Source organism: Saccharomonospora piscinae (assembly GCF_005862235.1).
Taxonomy (GTDB): domain Bacteria; phylum Actinomycetota; class Actinomycetes; order Mycobacteriales; family Pseudonocardiaceae; genus Saccharomonospora; species Saccharomonospora piscinae.
In genome coordinates, this window is the sequence record NZ_VCEK01000004.1 from 120,369 (window position 1) to 146,790 (window position 26,422).

General features: G+C 71.9%; 25 protein-coding genes and 1 tRNA gene. 13 read left to right on the top strand and 13 right to left on the bottom strand.

Annotated features, from left to right (window positions below; all coding sequences use genetic code 11):
* The first annotated feature begins 8 nt into the window (after nucleotides 1-8).
* Nucleotides 9-713 (top strand): PIG-L deacetylase family protein, encoded by a 705-nt coding sequence (locus FFT09_RS16870; protein ID WP_420852711.1) that lies wholly within the window; start codon nucleotides 9-11, stop codon nucleotides 711-713.
* 27 nt (nucleotides 714-740) lie between these two features.
* Here the strand turns inward: FFT09_RS16870 and FFT09_RS16875 are convergent, their stop codons facing one another.
* Nucleotides 741-2,066: a DEAD/DEAH box helicase gene (locus FFT09_RS16875; protein WP_024876149.1), complete on the bottom strand. Its 1,326-nt coding sequence runs from the start codon at nucleotides 2,064-2,066 to the stop codon at nucleotides 741-743.
* A 256-nt stretch (nucleotides 2,067-2,322) separates the two neighbouring features.
* Between FFT09_RS16875 and FFT09_RS16880 the strand changes: the two genes are divergently transcribed.
* Complete coding sequence (locus tag FFT09_RS16880; RefSeq protein WP_138383300.1) at nucleotides 2,323-3,438, top strand: NAD(P)/FAD-dependent oxidoreductase; 1,116 nt, start codon at nucleotides 2,323-2,325, stop codon at nucleotides 3,436-3,438.
* On the opposite strand, the gene yaaA is transcribed toward FFT09_RS16880, so the two are convergent.
* Together yaaA and FFT09_RS16890 are read right to left on the bottom strand one after the other, a co-directional pair.
* Nucleotides 3,425-4,177 (bottom strand): peroxide stress protein YaaA, encoded by a 753-nt coding sequence (gene yaaA / locus FFT09_RS16885; protein WP_138383301.1) that lies wholly within the window; start codon nucleotides 4,175-4,177, stop codon nucleotides 3,425-3,427. The two genes, FFT09_RS16880 and yaaA, sit on opposite strands and share 14 nt — an antisense overlap.
* 66 nt (nucleotides 4,178-4,243) lie before the next feature.
* Complete coding sequence (locus FFT09_RS16890) at nucleotides 4,244-4,597, bottom strand: VOC family protein (RefSeq protein WP_081194619.1); 354 nt, start codon at nucleotides 4,595-4,597, stop codon at nucleotides 4,244-4,246.
* A 133-nt stretch (nucleotides 4,598-4,730) separates the two neighbouring features.
* Here FFT09_RS16890 and FFT09_RS16895 point away from each other — a divergent pair, with 133 nt between their 5' ends.
* Nucleotides 4,731-6,479 (top strand): proline--tRNA ligase, encoded by a 1,749-nt coding sequence (locus tag FFT09_RS16895; protein ID WP_138383302.1) that lies wholly within the window; start codon nucleotides 4,731-4,733, stop codon nucleotides 6,477-6,479.
* A 118-nt stretch (nucleotides 6,480-6,597) separates the two neighbouring features.
* On the opposite strand, the gene FFT09_RS16900 is transcribed toward FFT09_RS16895, so the two are convergent.
* Nucleotides 6,598-7,008 (bottom strand): YjbQ family protein, encoded by a 411-nt coding sequence (locus FFT09_RS16900; RefSeq protein ID WP_024876144.1) that lies wholly within the window; start codon nucleotides 7,006-7,008, stop codon nucleotides 6,598-6,600.
* Nucleotides 7,009-7,121: 113 nt separating this feature from the next.
* Between FFT09_RS16900 and FFT09_RS16905 the strand changes: the two genes are divergently transcribed.
* Genes FFT09_RS16905 through FFT09_RS16920 form a run of 4 tightly spaced genes read left to right on the top strand, consistent with a single transcriptional unit; the run spans nucleotide 7,122 to nucleotide 11,420 of the window.
* Nucleotides 7,122-8,237: a Re/Si-specific NAD(P)(+) transhydrogenase subunit alpha gene (locus FFT09_RS16905; RefSeq protein WP_138383303.1), complete on the top strand. Its 1,116-nt coding sequence runs from the start codon at nucleotides 7,122-7,124 to the stop codon at nucleotides 8,235-8,237.
* Nucleotides 8,237-8,566, top strand: a complete 330-nt coding sequence (locus tag FFT09_RS16910) for an NAD(P) transhydrogenase subunit alpha part 2 (RefSeq protein WP_024876142.1) — start codon at nucleotides 8,237-8,239, stop codon at nucleotides 8,564-8,566. Before FFT09_RS16905 ends, FFT09_RS16910 begins: the two co-directional genes overlap by 1 nt.
* Complete coding sequence (locus tag FFT09_RS16915; RefSeq protein WP_138383304.1) at nucleotides 8,563-9,945, top strand: NAD(P)(+) transhydrogenase (Re/Si-specific) subunit beta; 1,383 nt, start codon at nucleotides 8,563-8,565, stop codon at nucleotides 9,943-9,945. Before FFT09_RS16910 ends, FFT09_RS16915 begins: the two co-directional genes overlap by 4 nt.
* Before the next feature lie 47 nt (nucleotides 9,946-9,992).
* The gene (locus tag FFT09_RS16920; protein ID WP_081194629.1) at nucleotides 9,993-11,420 is read left to right on the top strand and encodes a dihydrolipoyl dehydrogenase family protein; all 1,428 of its coding nucleotides are present in this window, start codon (nucleotides 9,993-9,995) and stop codon (nucleotides 11,418-11,420) included.
* Nucleotides 11,421-11,428: 8 nt separating this feature from the next.
* On the opposite strand, the gene FFT09_RS16925 is transcribed toward FFT09_RS16920, so the two are convergent.
* Nucleotides 11,429-12,709 (bottom strand): hypothetical protein, encoded by a 1,281-nt coding sequence (locus tag FFT09_RS16925; RefSeq protein WP_138383305.1) that lies wholly within the window; start codon nucleotides 12,707-12,709, stop codon nucleotides 11,429-11,431.
* 370 nt (nucleotides 12,710-13,079) lie between these two features.
* Between FFT09_RS16925 and FFT09_RS16930 the strand changes: the two genes are divergently transcribed.
* Nucleotides 13,080-13,571, top strand: a complete 492-nt coding sequence (locus FFT09_RS16930) for a DUF3145 domain-containing protein (RefSeq protein ID WP_024876138.1) — start codon at nucleotides 13,080-13,082, stop codon at nucleotides 13,569-13,571.
* 29 nt (nucleotides 13,572-13,600) lie between these two features.
* On the opposite strand, the gene FFT09_RS16935 is transcribed toward FFT09_RS16930, so the two are convergent.
* The 6 genes from FFT09_RS16935 to aceE all read right to left on the bottom strand — a co-directional run bounded on the left by FFT09_RS16935 (nucleotide 13,601) and on the right by aceE (nucleotide 21,571).
* Nucleotides 13,601-14,848, bottom strand: coding sequence for a beta-ketoacyl-[acyl-carrier-protein] synthase family protein (locus FFT09_RS16935; RefSeq protein WP_138383306.1), 1,248 nt, complete (start codon nucleotides 14,846-14,848; stop codon nucleotides 13,601-13,603).
* A 31-nt stretch (nucleotides 14,849-14,879) separates the two neighbouring features.
* Nucleotides 14,880-15,125 (bottom strand): acyl carrier protein, encoded by a 246-nt coding sequence (locus FFT09_RS16940; protein ID WP_024876136.1) that lies wholly within the window; start codon nucleotides 15,123-15,125, stop codon nucleotides 14,880-14,882.
* A gap of 76 nt (nucleotides 15,126-15,201) precedes the next feature.
* Entirely contained in the window at nucleotides 15,202-16,188 is a 987-nt protein-coding gene (locus tag FFT09_RS16945) for a beta-ketoacyl-ACP synthase III (RefSeq protein ID WP_138383307.1), read from the bottom strand.
* Entirely contained in the window at nucleotides 16,185-17,102 is a 918-nt protein-coding gene (locus tag FFT09_RS16950) for an ACP S-malonyltransferase (RefSeq protein ID WP_138383308.1), read from the bottom strand. Before FFT09_RS16950 ends, FFT09_RS16945 begins: the two co-directional genes overlap by 4 nt.
* Nucleotides 17,103-17,251: 149 nt before the next feature.
* A complete protein-coding gene (locus FFT09_RS16955) occupies nucleotides 17,252-18,490 on the bottom strand; it encodes a PucR family transcriptional regulator (protein ID WP_024876133.1) in 1,239 nt (412 codons plus the stop codon).
* A gap of 264 nt (nucleotides 18,491-18,754) precedes the next feature.
* Entirely contained in the window at nucleotides 18,755-21,571 is a 2,817-nt protein-coding gene (aceE, locus tag FFT09_RS16960; protein ID WP_081195398.1) for a pyruvate dehydrogenase (acetyl-transferring), homodimeric type, read from the bottom strand.
* 425 nt (nucleotides 21,572-21,996) lie between these two features.
* Between aceE and FFT09_RS16965 the strand changes: the two genes are divergently transcribed.
* The 4 genes from FFT09_RS16965 (at nucleotide 21,997) to FFT09_RS16980 (ending at nucleotide 24,248) form a co-directional block, all read left to right on the top strand.
* Nucleotides 21,997-22,422 (top strand): DUF3052 domain-containing protein, encoded by a 426-nt coding sequence (locus tag FFT09_RS16965; RefSeq protein ID WP_024876131.1) that lies wholly within the window; start codon nucleotides 21,997-21,999, stop codon nucleotides 22,420-22,422.
* 139 nt (nucleotides 22,423-22,561) lie between these two features.
* Nucleotides 22,562-23,017, top strand: coding sequence for a peroxiredoxin (locus FFT09_RS16970; RefSeq protein ID WP_024876130.1), 456 nt, complete (start codon nucleotides 22,562-22,564; stop codon nucleotides 23,015-23,017).
* Between the two features lie 47 nt (nucleotides 23,018-23,064).
* A tRNA-Val gene (locus tag FFT09_RS16975) sits at nucleotides 23,065-23,136 on the top strand.
* 146 nt (nucleotides 23,137-23,282) lie between these two features.
* Nucleotides 23,283-24,248, top strand: coding sequence for a neutral zinc metallopeptidase (locus FFT09_RS16980; RefSeq protein ID WP_081194639.1), 966 nt, complete (start codon nucleotides 23,283-23,285; stop codon nucleotides 24,246-24,248).
* A gap of 9 nt (nucleotides 24,249-24,257) precedes the next feature.
* On the opposite strand, the gene FFT09_RS16985 is transcribed toward FFT09_RS16980, so the two are convergent.
* Nucleotides 24,258-24,782 carry a 2'-5' RNA ligase family protein gene (locus FFT09_RS16985; protein ID WP_081194641.1) on the bottom strand — a complete coding sequence of 175 codons (525 nt, stop codon included), beginning with the start codon at nucleotides 24,780-24,782 and terminating at the stop codon, nucleotides 24,258-24,260.
* Between the two features lie 105 nt (nucleotides 24,783-24,887).
* Between FFT09_RS16985 and FFT09_RS16990 the strand changes: the two genes are divergently transcribed.
* The gene (locus FFT09_RS16990) at nucleotides 24,888-25,457 is read left to right on the top strand and encodes a DUF4383 domain-containing protein (RefSeq protein ID WP_024876127.1); all 570 of its coding nucleotides are present in this window, start codon (nucleotides 24,888-24,890) and stop codon (nucleotides 25,455-25,457) included.
* 109 nt (nucleotides 25,458-25,566) lie between these two features.
* Here the strand turns inward: FFT09_RS16990 and FFT09_RS16995 are convergent, their stop codons facing one another.
* Nucleotides 25,567-26,340 (bottom strand): PP2C family protein-serine/threonine phosphatase, encoded by a 774-nt coding sequence (locus FFT09_RS16995; RefSeq protein WP_024876126.1) that lies wholly within the window; start codon nucleotides 26,338-26,340, stop codon nucleotides 25,567-25,569.
* Between the last annotated feature and the right edge of the window lie 82 nt (nucleotides 26,341-26,422).

The window sequence follows — 26,422 nt, forward strand, 5'->3', positions numbered from 1 at the left end:
TGGCGCCGATGCCCGACGACTGGCGCCGGGGGCTGGCGGTGGTGGCCCATCCCGACGACATGGAGTACGGCGCGTCGGGCGCGGTCGCCCGGTGGACCGGAGCCGGCAAGGAGGTGACCTACCTGCTCGCCACCCGAGGTGAGGCCGGCATCGACGGCATGGCGCCGGACGAGGCGGCGCCGGTGCGGGAGCGGGAACAGCGGGCGAGCGCCGCCGAGGTCGGTGTGCGGCGGGTGGAGTTCCTCGACCACACCGACGGGGTGATCGAGTACGGGCTCGCGCTGCGCCGCGACATCACCGCGGCCGTCCGCCGTCACCGGCCCGAACTCGTGGTGATCACCAATCACCGGGACAGCTGGCCCGGCGGCGGCCTGAACATGGCCGACCACCGCCACGTCGGTCTCGCCGCGCTGGACGCGGTGCGCGACGCGGGCAACCGCTGGGTGTTTCCCGATCTGCTCACCGAGGGGCTGGCCCCGTGGCAGGGCGTGCGCTGGGTGGCGGTGGCGGCCTCGCCGATGGCCACCCACGCGGTGGACATCGGCGAGACCTTCGAGCAGGCTGTGGAATCACTGCGCCTGCACCGCGCCTACCTGGAGGGACTGGGACAGACGCCGGACGACGCCCGCCGGTTCCTGCGGGAGGTCGCCGAGGACTCCGGCCGCCGCGCGGGCTGTGAGCTCGCCACGGAGTTCGAGCTCATCAGCCTGTGACGGCGCGACGGCCGGTGCCGTGCTGGATCAGCGCGACACGGCGTCGCGACGCCCGCCGGAGCCCCTGCGGGGCGCGCGGCCTCGCGCCGGGCCAGGACGCCTGCGGGGCCCGGACGGGCGCGCGGACGGGTGTGCCCGCGCCCGCTCGACCACGGGAACGCCGCTGGGTGTGCGGGCGCCGGTGATCCGCGTGAGGTCCGTGTCGCCGGGCCGCACGACCGCGTACTCGGGGCGCACGCCCGCCTTCTCGGTCATGCGCTTGACGGTGCGGCGCTGGTCCCGCGTCACCAGGGTCACCACGACGCCCGACGCGCCTGCCCGCGCGGTGCGGCCCGCGCGGTGCAGGTAGTCCTTGTGGTCGGCGGCCGGGTCGACGTGCAGCACCAGGCTCACGTCGTCGACGTGGATGCCGCGGGCCGCGACGTCGGTGGCCACGAGCACCGGCATGCTGCCGCTCTTGAAGTCGGCCAGGACCCGGTTGCGCTGTCCCTGCGTCTTACCGCCGTGGAGCGCCCCCGCGTTCACGCCGCTGGCGCGCAGCCGGGTGGTGAGCCGGTCGACGTGGTGCTTCGTCCGCACGAACAGGATCGTGCGTCCCTCCCGCGCGGCGATCTCGGTGATGATGTCCTGCTTGTCGCGGTGCTCGACCTGGAGCAGGTGGTGCTCCATCGTGTCCACGCTGGCCGTCACCGGAGCCACGGAGTGTGTGACCGGGTCGGTGAGGTAGGAGTCGACCAGCGCCTTCACCGCGCCGTCGAGCGTGGCCGAGAACAGCAGCCGCTGTCCGGTGCGGGGAGTGAGGTCCAGGATCTCCCGCACCTGCGGCAGAAAACCCATGTCGGCCATCTGGTCTGCCTCGTCGAGCGCGAGCATCTCGATCGAGTCGAGCGTGCAGGTGCCCTGCCGGACGTGGTCCGACAACCGGCCGGGTGTGGCGATCAGCAGGTCCACGCCACGGTTGAACGCTTCGACCTGCCGCTGCATCGACATGCCGCCCACGGCGGTGCGGCACCAGAGCCCGGATGCCTTCGCCAGGGGAATGAGTGCGTCCGCCACCTGCATCGCGAGCTCGCGGGTGGGAACGAGAACCAGCGCCCTCGGGCGCCGGGGGGCCGCCTTGCCGCCCGACAGCCGCGACAGCAGCGCCAGGCCGAAGGCCAGAGTCTTGCCCGAGCCCGTCTGCGCGCGGCCGAGCACGTCGCGCCCTGCCAGCGCGTCGGGCAGCGTGGCCTGCTGGATCGGGAACGGGGAATGCATCCCCGCCCTGCGCAGCGACTGCTGCAGCGGCGCGGGGAGGTTCAGATCGGAGAAGGTGAGTGACGACGCGCTGGCCGTCACGGAAGAAGATGTCACAGAGAAATGCCTCTCGGACGTGGCACGTCACAAGGAGGCCCGGCTGCCCGTACGGGCAGGCCGCGTGGTGCCGCGGTGGGCGTGACCAAGGACGAACCCGGCGCGCACAGGCGCCGCTGACAATCGACAGCACCGCATGGCGGGGTCGCCCTCGAAGGCGGTGCCCGGTCAGTCTACCCGAGGTGCCCGCGACCGCTCGGTCCGCCGGTGCGGGGCGGCCTTGCGCGCCGCCGGGGGCGCGGTCAGGCTGGCGCTCATGCGCGTGATCGTGATCGGGTCGGGTATCGGCGGCGCGTCGTGCGCCTACCACCTCGCGCGGAGCGGGGCCGAGGTCGTGGTCGTGGACGCGGCGACCGAGGGCGCGGCCACCGCGGCGGGGGCGGGCATCGTGAGCCCGTGGACGTCCCGCCGGGCGGGCGAGGCGGAACTGGAGCTGGCCACGACCGCGGCGGCGTATCACCGGAGGCTGGCCGACGAGCTGGCCGCCGACGGCGAGGTGGGCTCGTCGTTCGAGGTGGTGGGCGCGCTGGTCGTCTCCGCCGACGACGCCGACCTGGCCGCGCTGGGCGAGCGGCTGGCGGCGCGGGCGGCCCGGTGGCCCGAGATGGGTGAGGTGCGGCGACTCGACGAGGCCGCGGCCCGGGAGCGCTTTCCCGCGCTGGCCCGCGATCTCGGGGCGGTGCATGTCTCCGGTGGCGGCAGGGTCGACGGCGACGCGATCCGGTCGGCACTGCTGCGGTCGGCCGCGCGGCACGGCGCTCGGGCGGTGGAGGGCACGGCCCGGCTGGTGTGGTCCGCTGACCGCCTCGGTGGCGTGACGGTGGGCGCCGAGCGGATCGCGGGTGACGCCGTCGTGGTCGCGGCGGGCGCGTGGACACCGTACGTGCTCGCGCCGCTGGGTGTGCGGGTGCCCGTGGAGCCGCAGCGTGGGCAGATCAGCCACTTCGCGCTGCCCGGCACCGACACCACCGCCTGGCCGGTGGTGCTGCCGCAGACGGGCCACTACCTCCTGGCGTTTCCCGGATCACACGTGGTCGCGGGCGCGACGAGGGAGACCGGTTCGGGCTTCGACCACCGGGTCACGGCGCAGGGCCAGCGGGAGGTGCTGGACCACGCGCTGCGGGTGGCACCAGGGCTGGCCGGGGCGACGTTGAGGGAGACCCGCGTCGGCTTCCGGCCCGCCACGCCCGACGGGCTGCCGATCATCGGTGCTCTCGACGGGTGCCCCGGCGTCGTGCTGGCGACGGGCTTCGGGCCGGGCGGGCTGACCGTCGCTCCGTACGCGGGCAGGCTCGCCGCGCAGGTGGCACTGGGTGAGGCGCCCGACACCCAGCTCGACGCCGTGGACCCGGCACGGTTCAGGGGCGCGTGACGAGTTCCACCGCCGTGTCCCCGGTGCGTTCGCACTCCAGCCCGGCGGCCGTGGCCACCGACACGACGTCGTCGACGGTCGCCGGCTCACGTGGCGTGGTGGCCAGCGCGGCGGCCAGCCTTCCTTTGTGGGCCTTGTTGTGGTGGCTGACGGTCCTGCGGCGGCCCGACGGGTCCTCGGTGACCACGCGCGCGGTGACCGATCCCGGCACCCTGGCCAGGGCCGCGTACGGGCCGGACCGCAGATCGACCACCAGCTCACCGCCGTCGCCGAAGCGGGCCAGCGCGGGTTCGAGCACGGGCCGCCACCACGACCGCAACGACCCGAGACCCGGCAGTGCCGACCCGCCCGACAGGCGGTAGGCGGGGATCGGGTCGTCCGCTCGCAGCACGCCGAACAGGGCGGAGGCCACCGCCAGCCGGTGCCGGGCGCGCTCGCGGGCGGCACCACGCAGTGAGCGCGCGTCCAGCGTGTCGTAGAGCACGCCGGTGTAGCGCAGCAGCGCCGGTGTCGTGGGCGACGACCACAGCCGGGCGTTGCGCTCCACCTCGTCGCGCTGCCGCTCGGACAAGCCCAGCGCGGACAGGCTTGCCGGAACGTCGGCGGCGAGTTCCGCGAGCGCGTCCGCGAGCTTGCGCCGCGCGGGATTCAGCTCCGGCAGTGACAGCGCGTCGAGGTCCAGGCTGGGGCCGTCGCCACCCGGCGCCTTGGTCTCGGAGGGAGGAAGCAGCACGAGCACGGCGCGAGCGTAGTTCGGCGAGCGGCTGACGCCGGCCGCCCCCGGACGGTCGGCGTCGCAGGTCACTCATCCGTGGATCGCGATGCAGAACTCGTTGCCCTCCGGGTCGGCCAGCACGGTCCACGCGATGCCGGGGACCTCGTGCTCGGAGCGCACGGTGGCCCCCAGCCCGACCAGCCGCGCCACCTCGGCACCCCGGTCGTCGGCGGTGAGGTCGACGTGGACCCGGTTCTTGCCCTGTTTGGGTTCCTCGACGCGCTGCAGTGACAGCGAGGTGCCGCTCTCGTCCTGCGCGGACAGCACGAGCATCTCGCCCTCGAAGTCGACCGTCACCCGCCAGTCCAGGGCCGCGGTCCAGAACTCCGCCAGGGAACGCGGGTCGGCGCAGTCGATAGTGACGTTCTCCAGTACCAGTGCCATGGCGCGACGCTAGCGGCGAGGTCCGACAAATCCCGGTTGCGGCCGCTCACGCCGTGCCGACTACCCTTCGAGAACACGTCACCGGCCCGGCTCACCGGTACTTTCCGTGCCAGACCACGCCAAGGAGAACACCGTGATCACCAGGATGTCGTCGCTGTTCCTGCGCACCCTGCGCGAGAACCCGGCGGACGCCGAGGTGCCCAGCCACACGCTGCTGGTCAGGGCCGGATACGTCCGGCGCGTCGCGCCGGGCGGTTACTCCTGGCTGCCGCTGGGGCTGCGGGTGCTGCGCAACATCGAGGCGATCGTGCGCGAGGAGATGGACGCCATCGGCGGCCAGGAGATCCAGTTCCCGGCGCTGCTGCCGAAGGAGCCCTACGAGGCCACGGGCCGTTGGAGCGAGTACGGGCCGAACCTGTTCCGCCTCGTCGACCGCAAGGGCGCCGACTACCTGCTGGGCCCGACGCACGAGGAACTCTTCGCCCTGACGGTGAAGGGCGAGTACTCGTCCTACAAGGACTATCCGGTGATCCTCTACCAGGTCCAGACCAAGTACCGCGACGAGGCGCGGCCGAGGGCGGGTCTGCTGCGGGGACGCGAGTTCGTCATGAAGGACTCGTACTCCTTCGACCTCGACGACGAGGGGCTCGCCCGTTCCTACGCGCTGCACCGTGGCGCCTACCTGCGGATGTTCGACCGGCTCGGGCTCGACTACGTGGTCGTGGCCGCCACCTCGGGCGCGATGGGCGGGTCGGCGTCGGAGGAGTTCCTGGCCGTGGCCGACACGGGTGAGGACACCTACGTCCGCAGCACGGGGTCCGGCTACGCGGCCAACGTCGAGGCCGTGGTGACGCCCGCCCCGCCGGAGCGGCCGGTGGAGGACAAGCCCGCCGCGCAGGTGCACCACACCCCCGACACACCCACCATCGAGACGCTGGTGGACTTCCTCAACACCCACGGAGCCGGGCGCACCTTCACCGCGGCCGACACGCTCAAGAACGTGCTGGTGAAGACCCGCCTTCCGGGTGAGACGGAGTGGACGCTGCTCGGCGTCGGCGTGCCCGGCGACCGGGAGGTCGACCTCAAGCGGCTGGAGGCGTCGCTCGAACCCGCCGAGGTGGCGCTGCTGGAGGAGGCCGACTTCGCCGCCAACCCCTTCCTGGTGAAGGGCTACATCGGCCCGGGCGCGCTGCAGGCCAACGGGGTGCGTTACCTCGTCGACCCGCGCGTGGTCCGGGGAACGGCGTGGGCGACCGGGGCGGACAAGCCCGACCACCACGTCGTGGACCTCGTGTGCGGGCGCGACTTCACACCCGACGGGACCGTCGAGGCGGCCGAGGTGCGGGAGGGCGACCCGTCGCCCGACGGCCACGGCACGCTGGTCGCGGCGCGGGGCATCGAGATCGGCCACATCTTCCAGCTCGGCCGCAAGTACACCGACGCCTTCGAGGTCGACGCGCTCGGCCCCGACTCGAAGCCGGTGCGGATCACCATGGGCTCGTACGGGGTCGGGGTCTCGCGGCTGGTGGCGGCGATCGCGGAGCAGCACCACGACGAGCTGGGCCTGGTCTGGCCGAGGGCCGTGGCACCGGCCGACGTCCACGTGGTCGTCGCGGGCAAGGACGAGACGGTGTTCGACGGCGGCGAGCGGCTGGCGGCGGAGCTGTCCGGGCGTGGCCTGCGGGTCATGCTCGACGACCGCAAGGCCACGCCGGGCGTGAAGTTCGCCGACGCGGAGCTCGTCGGCATTCCCACGATCGTGGTCGTCGGCCGGGGGCTGGCGAAGGGCGTGGTGGAGGTCAAGGACCGCGCGAGCGGAGAGCGCACGGAGGTCGCCGTGGACTCCGTCGTGGAGCACCTCGTGGAGCTCGTGCGTTCCTGAACGGCCCGCCGCGTGCCGAACACGCCGTGTCCGCAGGCCCCGTAGCCGTGTCCGCAGTTCCTGTAGCCGTGTCCGCATCGCACGCGGCGGACACGACTACCCAGGCTGCGGACACGGCTCAGCCCGCGAGGTAGGACAGCCGCACGCGGCGCACGGGGTTGTCTCCGTTGGTGTCGACGAGGCACAGAGACTGCCACGTGCCGAGGGCGAGCGCGCCCTCCAGGACGGGCACGCTCGCGTACGGCGGGAGGAACCCGGGTAGCACGTGGTCACGGCCGTGGCCGTGGCTGCCGTGGCGGTGCCGCCACCGGTCGTCGGCGGGCAGCAGGTCGTCGAGCGCGGCGAGCAGGTCGTCGTCGCTGCCCGCGCCGGTCTCGATGACGGCGAGTCCCGCGGTGGCGTGGGGAACCCACACGTGCAGCAGGCCGTCGCGGGCTCCGGCATCGGAGAGGAAGCGGCGGGCGTCGGCCGTGAGGTCGTGGACCACCGCCTGTGAGCCGGTCCTGACATCGATCTCCGTGGAGTACATGCTCCCGACGGTAGCCGCGTTCGCGGTATGGCGTGGGTCACGTCCGGCCAATACGGTAGCGGGAGGAGCGGGTTCGCGGTCGTGCCCAGTACTCGCCGCCGAGGAGGTCGCCTGTGGCCGAGACACCGACGCCGGCACGCATCGGAGTGGTCGCCGAGACCGCGCCGGCCGAACGGCGGGTGGCGCTCGTGCCCGCCCACGTGGAGCGACTGGTCCGGCAGGGTGCGCGGGTCGTCTGCCAGCCCGGGGCCGGGGCGGGTGCCTGCCACGGCGACGACGACTACGAACAGGCCGGGGCGGAGATCGGCGACGCCTGGAGCGCCGACGTCGTCCTCACCGTCAACCCGCCGGGGCTGACCGATATCGATCGGCTCTCCCGCGGCGCGGTCCTGATCGGGTTCCTCGCCCCCGCCACGAACACCGACGGCATCGCCGCGTTGCGCAAGGCGGGCGTGCACGCGTTCGCCGTCGAGTCGGTGCCCCGGATCTCGCGGGCGCAGAGCATGGACGCGCTGTCCTCGCAGGCCGGGGTGGCGGGCTACCGCGCGGCCCTGCTCGCGGCCGACCGCCTGCCCCGGTTCTTCCCCATGCTCACCACGGCGGCCGGCACGGTGCCGCCTGCCTCGGTGCTCGTGCTGGGGGCCGGGGTGGCCGGACTACAGGCGCTCGCCACCGCGAAGCGCCTCGGCGCGCGAACCACCGGCTACGACGTGCGTCCCGAGGTGGCCGATCAGGTCCGCTCGGTGGGCGCCGCGTGGCTGGATCTGGACGTGCTGGACACCTCGGGGTCCGGCACCGGCGGGTACGCGCGCGAGCTGTCGGAGGCGGAGCGCGCACGGCAGCAGGAGCGGCTCAGTGAGGCCGTGACCAGGGCTGACGTGGTCATCACCACGGCACTCGTTCCCGGCCGCAGGGCACCCACGCTCGTCACCGCCGAGGCGGTGCGCGCGATGCGTCCGGGCAGCGTGGTGGTGGACCTCGCGGGCGAGGCGGGCGGCAACTGCGAACTCACCGTGCCCGGCGAGGACGTGGTGGTACACGACGTGACGGTCTGCGCGCCCCTCGACCTGCCGTCCCGGGGCGCCGTACACGCCAGCGAGCTGTACTCGCGCAACCTGCTGGAGCTGCTGGAGCTGGTGCTCGACGACGAGGGGCGGCTCTCGCTCGACACGAGCGACGAGATCCTCGCGGGCGCGTGCGTCACGGCAACCGACGAGGAGGTCGACTGATGCTGGTCCAGAACCTGGCGGTGCTCGTACTCGCCGGATTCGTCGGCTACCTGGTGATCTCGAAGGTGCCCGCGACACTGCACACCCCGCTGATGTCGGGTACCAACGCCATCCACGGCATCGTGCTGCTGGGCGGCCTCGTCGTGCTCGGGCTGGGCACGGAGGGCGTGCTCAACAAGCTGCTTCTCGTGATCGCGATCGCCTTCGGCACCATCAACGTCGTCGGCGGTTTCCTGGTGACCGACCGCATGCTGGGGATGTTCAAGCAGCGACCGGAACCGCCGCCGGAGCGCGGTGACGACGCGGCGTCGCGGGGAACCGGCTCATGACCACCGTCGCCTCCGTCGGCTATCTCATCGCGTTCTCGCTGTTCATCGTGGGTCTCATGGGCCTGACGGGGCCCAGGACCGCCGTGCGGGGCAACGCCATCGCGGCGGCCGGGATGGCCGTCGCCATCGTCTCGACCCTGCTGCTGCCCGGAATGGGGGACTGGTGGCTGATCGTGCTGGGGCTCGTCCTCGGCGCGGTGGTGGGGGTTCCGGCGGCCCGCCGCGTGAAGATGACGGCCATGCCGCAGATGGTGGCCCTGTTCAACGGGGTCGGCGGTGGCGCGGTCGCACTCATCGCCTGGGTCGAGTTCCGTGACACGGCGGGGTTCGCCGCCGAACCGCTGCACGTGGCCGTGACCTCGTTGTTCGCCGCGATCATCGGCTCGGTGTCGTTCTGGGGTTCGATGATCGCGTTCGGCAAGCTCCAGGAGTGGCTGGCGACCCGGCCGGTGACCCTCGGGGTCATCCACCGGCCGCTGACCGTGCTGGCGGTGGCCGCCGCGCTCGCCTACGCCATCACGGTCATGGCGGGAGCCACCTCGGAATGGCTCGTGATCGGCGTGCTGGTCTCCTCGGCGTTCTTCGGGGTGCTCATGGTCCTGCCGATCGGCGGCGCCGACATGCCCGTGGTGATCTCACTGCTGAACGCGGCCACCGGGCTGTCGGCCGCGGCCATGGGTCTCGCGCTGGACAACACCGCGCTGATCGTGGCCGGCATGCTCGTCGGCGCGTCCGGTTCCATCCTCACCAACCTCATGGCCAAGGCGATGAACCGCTCGCTGGTCTCGATTCTCGCCGGCGGCTTCGGCGGTGCGGCCGTGGCCACCGGTGGCGGCACCGACGACCGGCCCGTGCGCAGCACCAGCGCCTCGGATGCCGCCATCCAGCTCGCGTACGCCAACCGGGTCGCCGTCGTGCCCGGCTACGGCATGGCGGTCGCGCAGGCCCAGCACGCGGTGCGTGAGATGGCCGACCTGCTGGAGGGCAAGGGCGTCACCGTGAGCTACGCCGTGCATCCGGTCGCGGGCCGGATGCCGGGCCACATGAACGTGCTGCTGGCCGAGGCCGACGTGGCGTACGAGTCGCTGAAGGACATGGCCGAGTCCAACTCGCTGTTCCCGCAGACCGACGTCACGCTGGTGATCGGAGCCAACGACGTCGTCAACCCCGCGGCCAGGACCGATCCCGCCTCCCCGATCTACGGAATGCCGATCCTCGACGTGGCGGCCAGCAGGTCGGTCATCGTGCTGAAACGGTCGATGGGCACCGGCTTCGCCGGCATCGACAACGAGCTGTTCGCGGACCCGAGGACGAGCATGCTGTTCGGCGACGCGAAGAACTCGGTGTCGGAGGTGGTGGAGGAGCTGAAGAACCTCTGACCCGCTCGGGTTGCGCGACCCCCGCACGTGGTGTGCCCTCGGAAGGTATGGCTCACGGCACGAACACCACGGACGGCGCGGGCGGTCTTCCCGACAGCGCCGATGTGATCGTCATCGGCGGCGGTGCGGTCGGGGAGAACGCGGCGGCCAGGGCGGTGCGAGGCGGGCTGAGCGTCCTCCTGATCGAGCACGAGCGCCTGGGCGGGGAATGCTCGTTCTGGGCCTGCGTCCCGAGCAAGGCGCTGTTGCGCCCCGGCAACGCGCTCGCCGCGGCGCGGCGGGTGCCGGGGGTGCCGTGCGAGGGTCCACTCGACGCACGCGCTGTCCTCGATCGCCGTGACGCCTTCGTGTCCCACTGGGACGACACCGGGCAGCGGCAGTGGGCGCAGGGCGCCGGGGTGACGGTGGTGCGGGGGCGGGCCAGGCTCGCGGGCGAGCGCAAGGTCACCGTGGACGATGGTGCCGTGCTGCGTGCCGAGCACGCCGTCGTCGTCTGTACCGGCAGCGTCGCGGTCATGCCGGACGTCGAGGGCCTGTCGAGCGTGCCGGTCTGGACCTCGCGGGAGGCGACCTCGGCCGGCGCGGTGCCCGGTTCCCTGGCCGTGCTCGGCGGTGGTGTGGTCGGCGTCGAGATGGCCCAGGCATGGGCCCGCCTCGGCGCGTCGGTGGACCTGCTGGTTGACACCGACCGGGTGCTGCCCCGGATGCCCGCCTTCGCCGGGGAGCGGGTGGCGGAGGGACTGCGGGCCGACGGCGTGCGGGTCACGCTCGGCACCACCGCCCGCGCGGTGTCGCCAGCCTCCGGTGGAGTCCGCGTCGATCTGGGCGAGGCCGGGCATCTCAACGCCGAGCACCTGCTGGTGGCCACCGGGCGCAGGCCCGCCACCGACGACCTCGGACTCGACACTCTCGGGCTCACCCCGGGGGAGCCGCTCGCCACCGACGACACCGGCCTGGTCACGGGGGTCGGTGGACAGTGGCTCTACGCCGCGGGGGACGTGACCGGGCGCGCACCGCTCACGCACCAGGGCAAGTACGCCGCCCGTGTGGTCGGCGACGTGGTGTCGGCCAGGGCCGCGGGCCGGGCAGTCCGGGCCGAACCGTGGACGCACCACGCGGCCACCGCCGACCACCACGCCGTTCCCCAGGTCGTGTTCACCGACCCGGAGGTGGCGTCCGTCGGGCGCGTCGAACCCGCCGAGCCCGGTCATCGCGCGGTGGAACTGGACATCGCGGTCGCGGGCTCGTCCCTGCACGCCGACGGCTACACCGGCCGCGCCAGACTGCTCGTCGACACCGAGCGCGAGGTCCTGCTCGGGGCGACCTTCGTCGGCCAGGACGTGGCCGAGCTGCTGCACTCGGCGACGATCGCCGTGGTGGGCGAGGTGCCGCTGCGGCGGCTGTGGCACGCCGTCCCCGCGTTTCCGACCATCAGCGAGGTGTGGTTGCGCCTGCTGGAGGACTACGGTCTCTAGATCTCTGTTCAATCCAACGGCAGGGTCAGTGCCGCGAACGCCGCGCGCCGCTGGTAGGTGGCGTCGGTCGGCGCGGCTGCCCCGGGCCCGCCCGCCAGCACGAGCCGCACCGTCGCGCCGTCGCGGGCACTCGCGTACGCCGCGCCCGCGAAGGTCGGGGCGGGAGCGGGCCACTTCCCGTGCTGCGTGGCGGCGTCGGTCAACACACCGGTACCGGGCGTGTCGGCCAGGGCCAGGAACTCCTCGGCCGCGCTCGCGTCGCCGAAGGTGACCTCTCCGACGGACACGGCGACCGACCGCCCGTCGAGCGTGGCGGTGAAACTGCCCCGGCGCAGATCCGTGCAGCCCCGCTCGGTGACATAGGGCCGCAGGTCACCCACCGCGTGCTCGGCGGTGCAGGTGCGGCTGTGGTCGCGGGCCACGAGAGTGAACTCCATGCCGTCCTTCGTCATGCCGTCCGTCGGCACCGTGGGAGCCGCCGAGTTTTCGGAAAGCCGGGCGGCCGGTGTCGGAGTGTCCCCGGAACTCACGGCGAGAATCGTGGCGAGGACCGCCGTGACCACCAGGAGCGCGGCCAGCGCCGAGATCACCCGGGTCTGGAGGCGGGGACTCGGTACCGCCCCGGCGGGTGGTGGTGCGACGGGCGTGGTGCCGGCGGTGTCGGTGCTGAAGCCCTCGGCGGTCAGAGCGGCTTCGTCGAACTCCGCCGCGGCGGGCGCGAGCCCCCGGAACACGGCGCGGGCCTGGCCGGTCGTCATCGTGCGCGCGGGAACGGGCAGAGCTTCGGTCGCCGCCAGCATCGAGGTCGCCGACGGATACACCACCCGCACCGAGCCTGCCGCATCGGACGCGGGCTGCTCGACGCGCTCCACGTACGGTCCGACGGCGATGACGACACCGACGCCGATCGCCGGATCGATCCCGTGGATCCGATCGGCCACCTGCCCGGCCGCCGCCAGCGCCGCCGTGGCGGGGTTGGGCGATCCGCGTGGACCGCCCGCGTCAGCCGTCTCGTCCGGCTGGACCAGGGGCCAGCCGTCGGCCACCCACACGCCGTCCAGCGGCGCCGACAGGGTCAGGGCCGGATCGGGCAGGTCGACGCCGACGACGACCAGCACCCCGGTGGGCAGGATCAACACGGCGTCGACGTCGACGCCGGTCTCCGGCGGCGTGACTCCCAGCAGCGCGATGCCCCCGGCCACGGCGTCGCCCCGGCCGAGTGAGGTGAGTGCGGCTCGGACGTCGTCGGAGACGCGGGTGGGTCTGGCCGGGAACCGGACGACTCGCACGGGCCCTCCTCGGCGGGACTGTGGTTCTGATTGTCGGGTAGCCGACGGGTCGGTGGGGATACCGGTCGGTATAAGCACACGGTAACCAACCGCCGTAAATTGGGTCACTGAAATGGAGCAATCGCGGCGTTATCCGGCGTGTGATTCCACCCTGTGGACCGTTCGCGGTTCCGGCGTCGCCGAGTACCGCTGGGATCGAATTGCGCACGGCGCACGCCGACACAGCCCGGCGGTGTGATTTCTGGTGCTCATGTGGCCAAATGGGTGAGTGCGGTGCAGAATAACGGAGGAGTCACCACGAGTTGATTATTCCGCCTCGGGGACGAGGTCGTAGGGGAAGACGCCCCTCGTCGAGTAGCGGAGGTCAGCAGTGAGCACTCGTGGCGTGGTGTACGTCCACTCGTCGCCGTCTGCGGTGTGTCCGCACGTCGAGTGGGCTATTTCGGGCACGCTCGGTGGCCGGGTGGATCTGCGGTGGACAGCACAGCCCGCCGCACCCGGCCAGTTGCGTGCCGAATGCGACTGGCGGGCGCCCGCGGGCACCGCCGGTCAGCTCGCGACGGCACTCAAGGCGTGGCCGATGGTGCGGTTCGAGGTCACTGAGGAGCCGAGCCCGGGCGTGGACGGGCAGCGGTTCTGCTACGCACCCGGCCTTGGGCTCTGGCACGCCCGTACCAGCGCGAACGGCGACATCGTCGTGGGCGAGGACAAGCTCCGCAGCCTCGCGACGAAGAACCGGGCGGGGGAACAACTCGCCCACGAACTCGACAAGCTGCTGGGCGCGAGCTGGGACGAAGCACTCGAACCCTTCCGCCACGCGGGCGACGGGGCACCGGTGACCTGGCTGCACCAGGTGGGCTGAGCGCCTTCGCGGCGCTCAGCCCACCTGGGCTACGCGCGGGCGAACAGCAGCGCGGTGTTGTGTCCGCCGAAGCCGAACGAGTTGCTGATCGCCGCCGTCAGTTCGGCCTTGCGGGCCTCGCCGGACACGACGTCCAGTTCCACCTTCGGGTCCAGGTTGTCCAAGTTCTGGGTCGCGGGCACGATGCCGTGATACAGCGCCAGAATCGTCGCGATGCCCTCCACGGCGCCCGCTCCGCCCACCAGGTGCCCGAGCGCACCCTTCGGTGCGGTCACGATCGGGTGGTCCCCGACGGCCTTCCGGATGGCCGCCGCCTCGCCGATGTCGCCGACCACGGTCGACGTCGCGTGGGCGTTGACGTGCCCGATGTCGCTCTCCGACAACTCCGCCATGCGCAGCGCGTGCCGCATGGCGGTCACCTGGCCGATTCCCTCGGGGTGGTTTCCGGTGATGTGGTAGGCGTCCGACGTGATGCCGTAGCCACCGAGCCGCGCGTACACCCGGGCGCCGCGCTCGGCCGCCCGGTCGGCGCGCTCCAGTACCACCGCGCCCGCTCCCTCACCGAGCACGAACCCGTCGCGGTCGGTGTCGAACGGCCGCGACGCCCGCGCGGGGTCGTCGTTGCGGGTGGACACGGTGCGGGCCTGCGCGAAACCGGCGATCGTGATGGGCGCGATGCATGCCTCCGCGCCGCCCGCCACCACGACGTCGGCCCGGCCCGACCGGATCATCTGCATGCCGGTCGCGATCCCCTCGGCGCCGGACGCGCACGCCGACGCCGGGGAATGCACACCCGCACGCGCCTTCAGGTCGATGCCCACGTGAGCGGCGGGGCCGTTCGGCATCAGCATCGGCACCGTCAGCGGCGACACCTTGCGGATGCCGTGCTGCTCCAGCAGGTCGTCCTGCCCCAGCAGCGTGAGCGGGCCACCGATGCCCGAACCGATGGACACGCCAAGCCGGTCGGGGTCGACGTCCTGCCGCTCGTCCGTGGGCGTCTCGAATCCGGCGTCCGCCCACGCTTCCCTGGCCGCGAGCAGGGCCACCTGTTCGCAGCGATCGAGCCGGCGGGCCTGCACGCGCGGGATCTTCTCCGTCGGCTCCTCGGCGAGCACGGCCCCGATCCGCACCGGAAGGTCTCTCGCCTCGACCCACTCGGCGTCCAGCGTGCGAACGCCGCTGCGGCCCGCGAGTAGGCCGTCCCAGGTGGACGGGACGTCAGCACCGAGCGGCGTGGTGGCGCCGAGGCCGGTGATCACGACGTCGATGTTGCTCATTGGTGTCTCCCCGAGGTTGGAAAGAGAAGCCCTACTTCGCGTTCGCCGCGACGTAGTCGACGGCGTCGCCCACCGTCTTGAGGTTGGCCAGTTCGTCGTCCGGAATCTTGACGCCGAACTTGTCCTCGGCCTGCACCGCGATCTCCACCATCGACAGCGAGTCGATGTCGAGGTCGTCCACGAACGACTTCTCCGCGCTCACGTCGTCGGCGGAGACACCGGCGACCTCTTCGACGATCTCGGCGAGGCCGGACAGGATCTCATCTTTGTTCGCCACTGGGGTTCCTTTCTGGTTTTCGCTTCCGGGTCGCGACGGGCCTTCTGCCGTCGGCGTCAGTGGTATCACGAGTCGATCACGGACAGAGCAGCACTTGCCCCGCGTAGGACAGGCCCGCGCCGAACCCGATGGTGAGCACGACGTCCCCCCGTTTCACGGAGCCCGCCGCGCGCATGTGGTCGAGCGCGATCGGGATGGAGGCCGACGAGGTGTTGCCCGAATACCGGATGTCGTCGGCGACGACCATGTCCTCGCGCGCGCCCTTCGTGCGCAGCCGTTTGGCGATGGCCTCGACGATCCGCAGGTTCGCCTGGTGCGGGATCAGCACGTCGATGTCGGAGAGCGTCAGCCCCGCCAGCTCCACGGCGCGCATCGCCACCGGCGCGACCTGTGTGGTGGCCCAGCGGAAGACCGGCTGGCCCTCCTGGAAAATATGGCGGTGCTCGCGCATGTAGATCATGTCGACCAGGTCACCCGCGCTGCCCCAGGCCACCGGGCCGATACCCGGGTCGTCCGACGGTCCCACCAGCGCCGCCCCGGCGCCGTCGGCGAAGATGATCGCCGTCGAGCGGTCGGTGGGGTCGACGACGTCGGTGAGCTTCTCGGCGCCGATGACGAGCACCTTGCTCGCCGACCCGGCCCGCACGAGGTCCGAGGCGACCCCCAGGCCGTAGCAGAACCCCGCGCACGCGGCGTTGAGATCGAAGGCCCCGGCTGCCCTGATCCCGATCCGGTCGGCCACCTGGGCGGCGGCGTTCGGGATCGGTGAGGGCATGGTGCAGTTCGGCACGATCACCGTGTCGACCTCGGACGGGGTGACACCCGCGTCGGCGAGTGCCTTCGCTCCGGCCGTGACGGCCATGTCGACCAGACGCTCGTCCTCCGAGGCGAACCGGCGCTCGATGATGCCCACGCGGTCGCGGATCCACTGGTCGTTGGTCTCCATGTGCCGCGACAGCTCGTCGTTGGTGACCACGCGGTCGGGCTGTGTGCTGCCCACACCCAGGATGCGGGTGGCCTTCGGGCCGTGTGCCAGCGTGAGCGTCGGCCGGTCTCCGCTCATGACAGTTCCTCCAGGTGGGCGGGCGTCTTCAGGGCGAACGGTGTGGTCACGACGCCCTTCAGTTCGCGCTTGACCAGCCCGGTGAGGGTGCCGGCCGGAGGGAGTTCGACCGTCCGTTCCACCCCGAGTGTGGCGAGCCCGCGCATCGTGAGGTCCCACCGCACCGGGCGCGTCACCTGGGTGACGAGCCTCGCCAGGTACTCGGCGCCGTCGGCCACGACCTCACCGTCCGCGTTCGACAGCAACGGCCGGACGGGGTCGGCCGGGCTCAGCTTCTCGGCGTGTGCCCGCAGCGCCTCCTCGGCCGGGGCCATGTAGCGCGTGTGGAAGGCACCGGCGACCTTCAGCGGCCGGATCTTCGTCCCGGCGAGCGGCTCCGCCACGATCGCCGCGACGGCTTCGGCCGAACCCGACGCCACGATCTGGCCCGCTCCGTTGCGGTTGGCGGCCTCGAGGCCCCGCTCGTGCAGCCATTCCACCACGACGTCGGGCTCACCGAGCATGACGGCGGCCATGCCGGTGGGTTCGGCCGAGCAGGCGGCGGCCATCTCCCTGCCACGCACCGCGGCCAGCGCCACGGCCTCGTCGGGAGCGAGCACGCCCGCGACCGCCGCGGCGGCCAGCTCGCCGACGGAATGGCCCGCGACCGGCCCGTCCTGCGGCAGGTCCCGGGGCAGATATTCGGCGGCCAGCAACGTCGCGGCGACGACCAGCGGCTGGGTGACGGCGGTGTCCTGGATCTCCTCGGCCTCGGCGGTGGTGCCCAGCCGGACCAGGTCGAGCCCGCAGTGTTGCGACCACTGCGCGAGCCGGTCGCGCGCACCGTCGAGTTCGAGCCAGGGCGTGAGCATGCCGGGAGCCTGGGAGCCCTGTCCAGGGCAGAGGAGGGCGGTGGTCACTTCTGTAGGGAACACGGCCGGAGGCGCTCCCGGGCATGCCGCCGAGTCACCAAGTCCGTCCGGTGCTGTTGTGGACTCCCTACAAAGAGCGACGGTGTGGGTGTGGGAGGTGGTCAACGATGTGTTCCGCCTCACCGGTCGCGGTGAGACCTCGCTCACGCCGATCACCACAGCCCGCGCGACCGTGCCAACCGGCCGACCGTCAGCGCGGTCCGCAGCACGAGTGCGTCACGGGGATCCGCCGCGTTGCGGCCCGTCAGCTCGGTGGCCTTCTTGAGGCGGTATCGCACGGTGTTGGGGTGAACGAACAACTGGCGCGCGCAGGTCTCCAGCACGCCACCACTTTCCAGGTAGGTCTCGATCGTCTCCAGCAGCGCGGGTCCCGCGTCCTCCAGTGGCCGCGCGATCTGCTCCACGAGCACGCGCTCGGCCTCCGCGTCGCCCGCCAGTGCGCGTTCCGGCAGGAGGTCGGCCGAGCGGGCGGGCCGGGGTGCCGACGGCCAGCCGACCACCGCGCGCAGCCCCGACAGTGCCTCAGCCGCGCTGCGATGTGCCTCGGCGAGGCTGCCCACGGTGGGACCGGCGACCACGGGCCCCTCGGCGAACGCGGTGGCGAGCGCGGGCAGGATCTCGGCGTCCTTGGCGGTGCCGTCGGTGGCGCCCGCGACGACGACCACCAGCCGGGAACCCTGCACCCCGAGCAGTACCGGCCGTCCGATCCGCGCGGCCTTGCTGCGCACCTCGAACACGACCGAGGGCGGGTCGTCCGAGGGCGGATTGCCGACCAGCACGGTCGCGTCGGCCGCGGGATCCCAGCCCAGCGCGGCGGCCCGCGACAGCACCGACTCCTCCGCGTCACCCCGGACGACGCCGTCGACGACGAGCGCCTCCAAGCGGGCGTCCCAGGCGCCGCGCGCCTCGGCCGCGGCGGCGTAGGAGGTGGCCGCCGCGAACGCGATCTCCCTGCCGTAGCGCAGGATGCCCTCCCGCAGCGCGGCGCGCTCGCCGTCGTCGGCCGCGAACTGCGGGAGCTGTTCCTCGAACGTGGCCACCGCGAGCCGCACGATCTCGACGGTCTGCCGCAGGCTGACCCAGCGCGACAGTTCCCTCGGTGCCGACCGGAACGCCTCGGCGGTGAGCTTCAGCGCCTCCTGCGAGTCGCGCATCCAGCGCACGAACCCCGCGGCTCCCGCCTGGGTGATCAGCAGGACGCTGGCGCGCTGGTCGGCTGGCATCCGCGCGAACCAGGGCAGGCGTTCCTCGATGGCCGTCACGCTCGCCTTGGCGAGGCGGCCGGACGCGCGTTCGAGCGCGCGCAACGTGGTCTCGGACAGCTCCTGTCCGGTGTGTGCGGCGGTGCCGCCGGGAGCGGCAGGCTGGGCGGAGGAGGGTTCGGTGGACATTCTGGTGCGCAATCCTACGCCGGGGCGTCGCAGCGCAGGGCGCCCCGGCCGCGCGCCGCACCCCGGACGTGACCCCACACACGGAACGGGGCCGCCCGGCGCGCCGTCTGGCGGCTGCGTCGGGCGGCCCCGCTTCCCCGGTCCCCACCGGTGACTCCACTATGGACTCGGCGGTGACGGTGCGCCACCGCACTCACCCGATCGTGAGTGACAGTGGCCCAGCCGTGATCCGTCATCCACTTCGGACGCCGGGCACGGGATGGATCAGGCCACCCCGGAGTCCGAGGTCTGCGGTCCCGCGGCGGTGACGTCGTGGATCTCGTACTTGCGGGCGGCCTCCACCACCCGCTCCTGCGGCACCTCGCCGCGACGGGCCAGCATGGTGAGCACGCCGACCACGATCGACTCCGCGTCGACCAGGAAGTACCGGCGAGCGGCGGGGCGGGTGTCGGAGAAGCCGAACCCGTCGGTGCCGAGCGTGAGCATGTCGGTGGGCACCCACGGCCGGATCAGGTCCGGCACCGCGCGCATCCAGTCCGACACCGCCACGACCGGGCCTGCCGCGTCCTCGAGCTGCTGGGTCACGTACGGCACCCGGGGCGAGTCGGCCGGGTTCAGGAAGTTGTCGCGGTCGACCTCGACGGCCTCGCGCCGCAGCTCGGTCCACGACGTGGCCGACCACACGTCGGCGCGCACGCCCCACTCGTCGGCCAGCAACTCCTGCGCCCGAAGCGCCTCGGGCATCGCCACACCCGACACGAGCACCTGGGCACGCGGCCCCTCGGTCCCGGCGGAGTCGCGGTAGCGGTACAGCCCCTTGAGCACGCCCTCCACGTCGAGCTGTTCCGGCTCCGGCGGCTGCTGGTACGGCTCGTTGTAGATGGTGATGTAGTAGAAGACGTTCTCACCGTTGCCGTCCGGGCCGGTCTCGCCGTACATCCGGCGCAGGCCGTCCCTGACGATGTGGGCGATCTCGAACGACCACGCCGGGTCGTACGCCACCACCGCCGGGTTGGTCGCCGCCAGCAGCTGCGAGTGCCCGTCGGCGTGCTGCAGGCCCTCGCCGGTCAGCGTGGTGCGGCCCGCCGTGGCGCCCAGCACGAAGCCGCGCGCCATCTGGTCGGCCGCCGCGTACAGTCCGTCGCCCGTGCGCTGGAACCCGAACATCGAGTAGAAGATGTAGATCGGGATCATCGGCTCGCCGTGCGTGGCGTAGGACGTGCCGGCCGCCGTGAACGACGCCGTGGAACCGGCCTCGTTGATGCCCTCGTGCAGCAGCTGGCCCTGCTCCGACTCCTTGTAGGCGAGCATGAGCTGGGCGTCGACCGACGTGTAGTTCTGGCCCTGCGGGTTGTAGATCTTAGCCGTCGGGAACATCGAGTCGAGTCCGAACGTGCGCGCCTCGTCCGGGATGATCGGCACCAGCCGGTTGCCGATCTCGGAGTCCTTGGCCAGCTCCCTGACCAGCCGGACGAAGGCCATCGTGGTGGCCACTTCCTGCTTGCCCGAGCCCTTGCGGATGGCCTCGTACACCTTGTCGCCCGGCAGCACCAGCGGCTTCGCGGGAGAGCGCCGTTCCGGCAGGTAGCCGCCCAGCGTCTGCCTGCGACCGTGCATGTACTGGATCTCGGTGGAGTCCTCGCCGGGGTGGTAGTACGGCGGCAGCTTGGGGTCGCGTTCCAGTTCCTCGTCGCTGATCGGGATGCGCTGGGCGTCCCGGAACAACTTGAGGTCGTCGAGGGTCAGCTTCTTCATCTGGTGCGTGGCGTTGCGGCCCTCGAACGCCGGGCCGAGCCCGTAGCCCTTGATGGTGTGGGCGAGGATCACCGTCGGCCTGCCGTGGTGCTCCAGCGCCGCCTTGTAGGCCGCGTACACCTTGCGGTAGTCGTGGCCGCCGCGCTTGAGGTTCCAGATGTCGCTGTCGGAGAGGTCCTTGACCAGCTCCTTCGTGCGCGGGTCGCGGCCGAAGAAGTGTTCGCGGACGTAGGCGCCGTCGTTGGCCTTGTACGTCTGGTAGTCGCCGTCGGGCGTCTGGTTCATGAGGTTCACCAGCGCGCCGTCGCGGTCGGCGTGCAGCAGCGAGTCCCACTCCCTGCCCCAGATCACCTTGATGACGTTCCAGCCCGCGCCGCGGAAGTACGCCTCCAGCTCCTGGATGATCTTGCCGTTGCCGCGCACCGGGCCGTCGAGCCGCTGCAGGTTGCAATTGATGACGAACGTGAGGTTGTCGAGGCCCTCGCCCGCCGCGACGTGAATGAGGCCGCGCGACTCCGGCTCGTCCATCTCGCCGTCGCCGAGGAACGCCCACACGTGCTGGTCTGCGGTGTCCTTGATGCCGCGCGAGTGCAGGTAGCGGTTGAACCGAGCCTGGTAGATCGCGTTCATGGGGCCGAGCCCCATCGACACCGTCGGGTACTCCCAGAAGTCCGGCATGAGCCGGGGGTGCGGATACGACGGCAGCCCGCCGCCCTCGCCCGCGTGGGAGTACTCCTGCCGGAAGCCGTCGAGCTGGTCGGCGGTCAGCCTGCCCTCCAGGTACGCCCTGGCGTAGACGCCGGGGGAGGCGTGCCCCTGGATGAAGATCTGGTCACCGCCGCCGGAGTGGTCGCGGCCACGGAAGAAGTGGTTGAAGCCGACCTCGTAGAGCGCCGCCGACGAGGCGTAGGTGGAGATGTGGCCGCCCACGCCCACGCCGGGCCGCTGTGCCCTGTGCACCATGACCGCGGCGTTCCACCGGATGAACGCGCGGTAGCGGCGCTCGATCTCCTCGTCACCGGGGAACCACGGCTCGTTTTCCGTGGGGATGGTGTTCACGTAGTCGGTCGCCGTGAGTGGCGGTACGCCTACGTTGCGCTCCCGCGCGCGTTCCAGCATCCTGAGCATCAGGTACCTGGCGCGCTGCTGACCGCCCCTCGCCAGTGCGGCGTCGAAGGAGTCGAGCCACTCGGACGTCTCCTCCGGGTCGATGTCGGGCAAGTGCGCCGCCAGGCCGTCGCGGATGACGCGCACACGCGCCGGTGTTCCCTGGCCGGAGGCGCCAGCGGTGCCGCCGCGCCCGGCGTCGTCGTTCTGGGGGGCCAAGGGATCTCCTCGCCGGTATTCGGGTTGCTTCGAGTTGACGTGTGCCATCGTGTCCGTGGACACGACGTCCGTCAGCAACTACTGTGCGGTAACATTGAGCTGTTCGTAACACCACGTCACGGTGCGGGCGGTTTCGCGGGTGTTGTCGCGGCAACCGCACGTTCCACCCTAGTTGAGTGTGGGCGGGACAGGGCCGTCCGGAGTCACCGAAAACCGGCGTCCGGCCTGCGGTGTCCGCCCGCTCGTCCCACTTCGTGGGCGCCCCGTCGTCCGGCCTCCGGTGTGGACGGTTGCGCTCCGCGCCCCGGCAGTGTTCGCTAGGCCCAACCGTGTACGTGGGTGTGGTCCGCCGACTGCGTCGCGCCGTGCGAGCATGCTCGGTGAGACACGGACCGCACAACTGTCAGTTGGAGGAGTGAGAAGTCGTGGTCGCCGCGGGAGACGCTGACCAGAACAGCGTCGCCGAGAGGCTCGGGCTCAAGCCGGACATGATCGTTCAGGAGCTGGGCTGGGACGAGGACGTGGACGAGGGAGTCCGCGCCGCCATCGAGGAACACCTCGAAGGTGAACTGCTCGACGAGGACGCTGACGAGGTCATCGATGTGGTGCTGCTGTGGTGGCGCGACGGCGACGGCGATCTCGGCGACGCGCTCGTGGACGCCCGGGTACCGCTGGACGAGCACGGGGTGGTGTGGGTGCTGACCCCGAAGACCGGCCAGTCCGGCCACGTCGAGCCCAGCGAGATCGCCGAGGCGGTCCCGACGGTGGGCATGTCGCAGACCTCCAACCTGAGCCTGGGCCCCGGCTGGACCGCCACGCGGCTCGTACCGAGGTCCACATCACGCCGCTGAGCCCGGCGGGCCTCGCCCGCGCCGGGGCATCGCGCGATAGGGTTTCGCACGGCACGCTGCCCGCCTCCGGTCCCGTCGCGACGACGCGGTCCGGATTCGGACGGGCAGGAAACCGGACAAGCGAAAGGTTGTCGAGCCCATGGCGGTCGAGGTCGGTACCCAGGCCCCGGACTTCACGCTCAACGATTACAACAAGCAGGAAGTCACGTTGTCGTCGTTCCGCGGCGACAAGCCGGTGCTGCTCGTGTTCTACCCGTTCGCGTTCAGCGGCGTCTGCCAGGGCGAGCTCTGCCAGCTGCGGGACGAGTTCGACCAGTACCCCGGCGTCCAGGTGCTCGGCGTCTCGGTGGACACGCCGTTCGCGCTGAAGGCGTGGGCCGAGCAGCAGGGCTACCAGTTCCCCCTGCTGTCGGACTTCTGGCCGCACGGCCGGGTCGCGCAGGAGTACGGTGTGTTCAACGAGCAGGCCGGACTGGCGCTGCGCGGCACGTTCCTGATCGACACCAAGGGGATCGTGCGGTTCGCCGAGGTCAACCAGCCCGGCGAGGCGCGGAACCAGGACGCGTGGAAGAAGGCGATCGCCGACCTGGACTGACCAGGTGGTGAGGCTCCCGGCGCCGAGACGGCGGCCGGGAGCGTGTCGGGCGCATAGCTCAGCGGGAGAGCACCTGCCTTACAAGCAGGGGGTCGCAGGTTCGAACCCTGCTGCGCCCACCGGATCCGGCCGCGGACGTCGCGGCTTCTTTCGGGTTGCTTTGCTGCCCCTCTCCGTAATCAATTCGTGACACTCCGCCGTATCGGTCGCAGGGGCCAGCGCCTATCCTCGTCGCCGGTACGTGACGTCGACCGCGAAGGCTGCTGTGCACACTGTCGGTGATGCGGCGGAGGAACCCGGCTCGAGGCCCGGGCCCGTCCGGCCGTACCTGGACGACCTGCCGTTGGAGCTGTGGGAGGCGGACGAGCGGCCCGCACCGGCCCCCCGGCGTCGGCGGAGACGTCCCGGATGGAACACCGTCCTGCCGGTCGTGGTCGCCCTCGCGCTCGTCGGCGCGCTGGTCTTCGTCGTGCCCCTCGGCGAGGACGAGGGCGGGTCGCGGCCCGGTGCCGTACCGGCGGAGCCCGAGGTGTCCTCGCTCGCCTCGATCGGCGACAACCCCCTGCTGCGACGCGGGACGAACCTGCCCGACGTCCGCTGCGACCTGCCCGGCGTCCGCGCCGACCACGGCGCTCTGCACCGCTTCTACAGCGCCGAACTGCGGTGCCTCGACCGGGCGTGGGAACCCGCGCTGACCGGCGCCGGACTGGACTTCGAGCGGGTCACCGTGGACGTCACCGACGACCCGGCCACCGCGTGCGGCGCGCTGCCGCCTCCCGAGCGCGCCACCGGGCTGTACTGCGCCGAGGACGCCACCATCTACCTGCCCCGGCAGCGCACGCTCGACGCGTTCGGGCTGTCCGACGAGGCGCACCTGGCGACGCTGGCTCACGAGTACGGCCACCACGTGCAGCACCTCAGCGGCATCCTGTCCGACGCGAACGGGCAGCTCAACCGCTATCCCGCGGGCAGCCCGCCCGACCGGGAACTGGGCAGGCGGGTCGAGTTGCAGGCCAACTGCTTCGCCGGAGCGTTCTTCTCCAGCGCGTCGGGGCGAGGCTCGATCACCGACGGCCTCGCCGACGACTCGGTGGACGACTTCCGGAACTGGGTCGACAGCGACACCCACGGCACCAGCGACACCCAGCGCGAGTGGGCCCTGCGCGGGTACCGGAAGGGCGATGTCGGGACCTGCAACACGTGGCACGCGGCGAGCGCGGACGTCACCTGAGCGCCGTGGTCACGGCAGGACCGGCAGCGGCCACGTGCGCCCCGTGGCGCTGTCGATCAGTGCGGCGCTGGTCACGCTCACCGTGAGCGGCAGGATCTCGTACACGGATTCCGCCACCGCGGGCAGTTGCCGCATCGCCGAACGGGTCGCCACGGACGCATGCGGAACCCAGTGGTCGACGGCGTAGTGGCGATGGACCCGCGCTCCCGTGCCGCCGACCGCGCGTACGACGGCCTGCTGCCGTGCCAGCAACCTCGCCGACAGCGGCGGGACGAGCGCGACCCGGCCCCGGCGGAACACGCCCACCGCGTCGAAGCTCAACTCGAACGGGCCGCCGTCGGGCAGGGCGGCTACGGCGTCCTGGACAGCGTCGAGGTGCCATTCCAGCAGCACCACGTACGACAGGTGGGGATGGTGCCTGCCGTGGGTGTGGCTGGCCGGCGTGGCGACGCCGCGTTCCTCGAGACCCGACCACAGCGCCCGTAGCGCGCGCTCGGACCGGCGATCGAACAGCAGGCACACGCCCAGGGCCACGCCGACGACCCTAGGCCGTGCGGGCAACGCCCGCTGTTTTGGCGCACACCACCCGGGTATTCGCCCGATTGAGTGGCACTTGCCACACCAGAGGAGGAGGCGGTCATGACTCGCCCGACAGAGGCCGGCCTGCGCCGCGGCGGGCTGCAACCCGTCCAGGTCCTCGCCGGTCTGATCGGTCTCGTCTACCTCGCGATCGGGATCATCGGGTTCGTGCAGACCGGGTTCGGAGGCTTCGCCGACGACACGCACAGCACGCTGTGGTTGTTCTCGATCAACCCGCTGCACAACACGTTCCACGTGGTGATCGGTGCACTCGGCGTGCTGATGGCACTGAGTTCGGGCCTGGCGCGGACGTACGGCTGGCTGCTGCTCGCCGTGTTCGGCGTGCTCCTGTTGTGGGGACTGGCCCTGACGGGTGTGTTCGCCGAGAATCCCGTGTCCGGACTGGGCAACCCGTTCGCGCTGAACACGGCCGACAACTGGCTGCACTTCGGGACGGCCCTGCTCGGCCTCATCGTCGCCGTCATGCCGGCGCGCAAGAAGATCACCGCGACGCCGGGTACCCGGGACGAGCCGGGACCCGTCCAGGCCGACGACGCCGCCGCGCGGGGCGGGCGCGAGCACGCGCCACGCGCCGGGCGCAGGCTCTGGCGCCGGGGCGCGGCCCACTGACCGTCGTGTCCGAATCTGACGCAGCCCACGTCGTGGAGTTCGCATCCTGCGGACACGGCGACGCAGGCTGCGGACACGGCTACGCAGGCTGCGGACACGGCGGCTGCGGTCAGTCCTCGGCGGTGCCGGGGACGACCTGTGCCACGACGCACGTGATGTTGTCCGGGCCGCCGCCCGCGTTGGCCAGGTCGATCAGCGACTCCACGGCGTCGTCGGGCGTGGTGTGCCCGGCCGGGATGCGCGTGAGGATCCGGTGGAGTTCGTCGGCCTTCACGACGTCGGTGAGCCCGTCGGAGCAGAGCAGGTAGATGTCGCCGTCCTCGGCGGTGTCCACCGACACGTCCGGCTCGGCGGCCACCCCGGCGAGCAGTGCCCGCACGAGCACCGACCGGCTCGGATGCCGCTCGGCGACCTCGGGGGTGAGCCGCCCCTGGTCCACCAGAGTCTGCACCATCGTGTGATCGTGGGTCAGCTGGGCGAGGGTGTCGCCGCGCAGCCGGTAGCAGCGTGAGTCACCGATGTGCGCGAGCCCGAAGCGGGGGCCGTCCCACAGGATGGCCGTGACCGTGGTCCCCATCCCGGTGAGCGCGGGGTCGTCGGCCACCTGGGAGTCGAGCCGCTCTGCCGCCGCCGCGACCGCCCGCGTGAGGGCGTCGGCCAAATCCACCTCGGCCGGTTGCTCGTCCGCGAGCCGGGTGTCGAGGTCCTCGAGCGCGGCGATGGCCTGGGCGCTGGCGACCTCGCCCGCCGCGTGGCCGCCCATACCGTCGGCCACGGCGAGCAGCCTGGCGGTCGCGTAGGCGGAGTCCTCGTTACCGCTGCGGTGTCGCCCGACGTCGGAGCCTGCGGCGTAGCGGAGAGTGAGGGCCTCGTCGTGTGTCATGAGTGCAGTGAACCATTGGTCGGTGCGCGGCGAGGGACAACAGTACGCTAACCGGTCCCGTTTCGCCGCGGAGCCGAGACCG

Excerpts from the sequence above, each read along its gene's own strand:
- FFT09_RS16910 (WP_024876142.1), top strand. The coding sequence starts at position 8,237 with ATGCTGGTCCAGAACCTGGCGGTGCTCGTACTCGCCGGATTCGTCGGC.
- FFT09_RS16955 (WP_024876133.1), bottom strand. The coding sequence starts at position 18,490 with ATGTCCACCGAACCCTCCTCCGCCCAGCCTGCCGCTCCCGGCGGCACC.
- FFT09_RS16970 (WP_024876130.1), top strand. The coding sequence starts at position 22,562 with ATGGCGGTCGAGGTCGGTACCCAGGCCCCGGACTTCACGCTCAACGAT.
- FFT09_RS16880 (WP_138383300.1), top strand. The coding sequence starts at position 2,323 with ATGCGCGTGATCGTGATCGGGTCGGGTATCGGCGGCGCGTCGTGCGCC.
- FFT09_RS16945 (WP_138383307.1), bottom strand. The coding sequence starts at position 16,188 with ATGAGCGGAGACCGGCCGACGCTCACGCTGGCACACGGCCCGAAGGCC.
- FFT09_RS16900 (WP_024876144.1), bottom strand. The coding sequence starts at position 7,008 with ATGTACTCCACGGAGATCGATGTCAGGACCGGCTCACAGGCGGTGGTC.
- FFT09_RS16920 (WP_081194629.1), top strand. The coding sequence starts at position 9,993 with ATGGCTCACGGCACGAACACCACGGACGGCGCGGGCGGTCTTCCCGAC.
- FFT09_RS16935 (WP_138383306.1), bottom strand. The coding sequence starts at position 14,848 with ATGAGCAACATCGACGTCGTGATCACCGGCCTCGGCGCCACCACGCCG.
- FFT09_RS16890 (WP_081194619.1), bottom strand. The coding sequence starts at position 4,597 with ATGGCACTGGTACTGGAGAACGTCACTATCGACTGCGCCGACCCGCGT.
- FFT09_RS16995 (WP_024876126.1), bottom strand. The coding sequence starts at position 26,340 with ATGACACACGACGAGGCCCTCACTCTCCGCTACGCCGCAGGCTCCGAC.
- FFT09_RS16915 (WP_138383304.1), top strand. The coding sequence starts at position 8,563 with ATGACCACCGTCGCCTCCGTCGGCTATCTCATCGCGTTCTCGCTGTTC.
- FFT09_RS16870 (WP_420852711.1), top strand. The coding sequence starts at position 9 with ATGCCCGACGACTGGCGCCGGGGGCTGGCGGTGGTGGCCCATCCCGAC.
- FFT09_RS16990 (WP_024876127.1), top strand. The coding sequence starts at position 24,888 with ATGACTCGCCCGACAGAGGCCGGCCTGCGCCGCGGCGGGCTGCAACCC.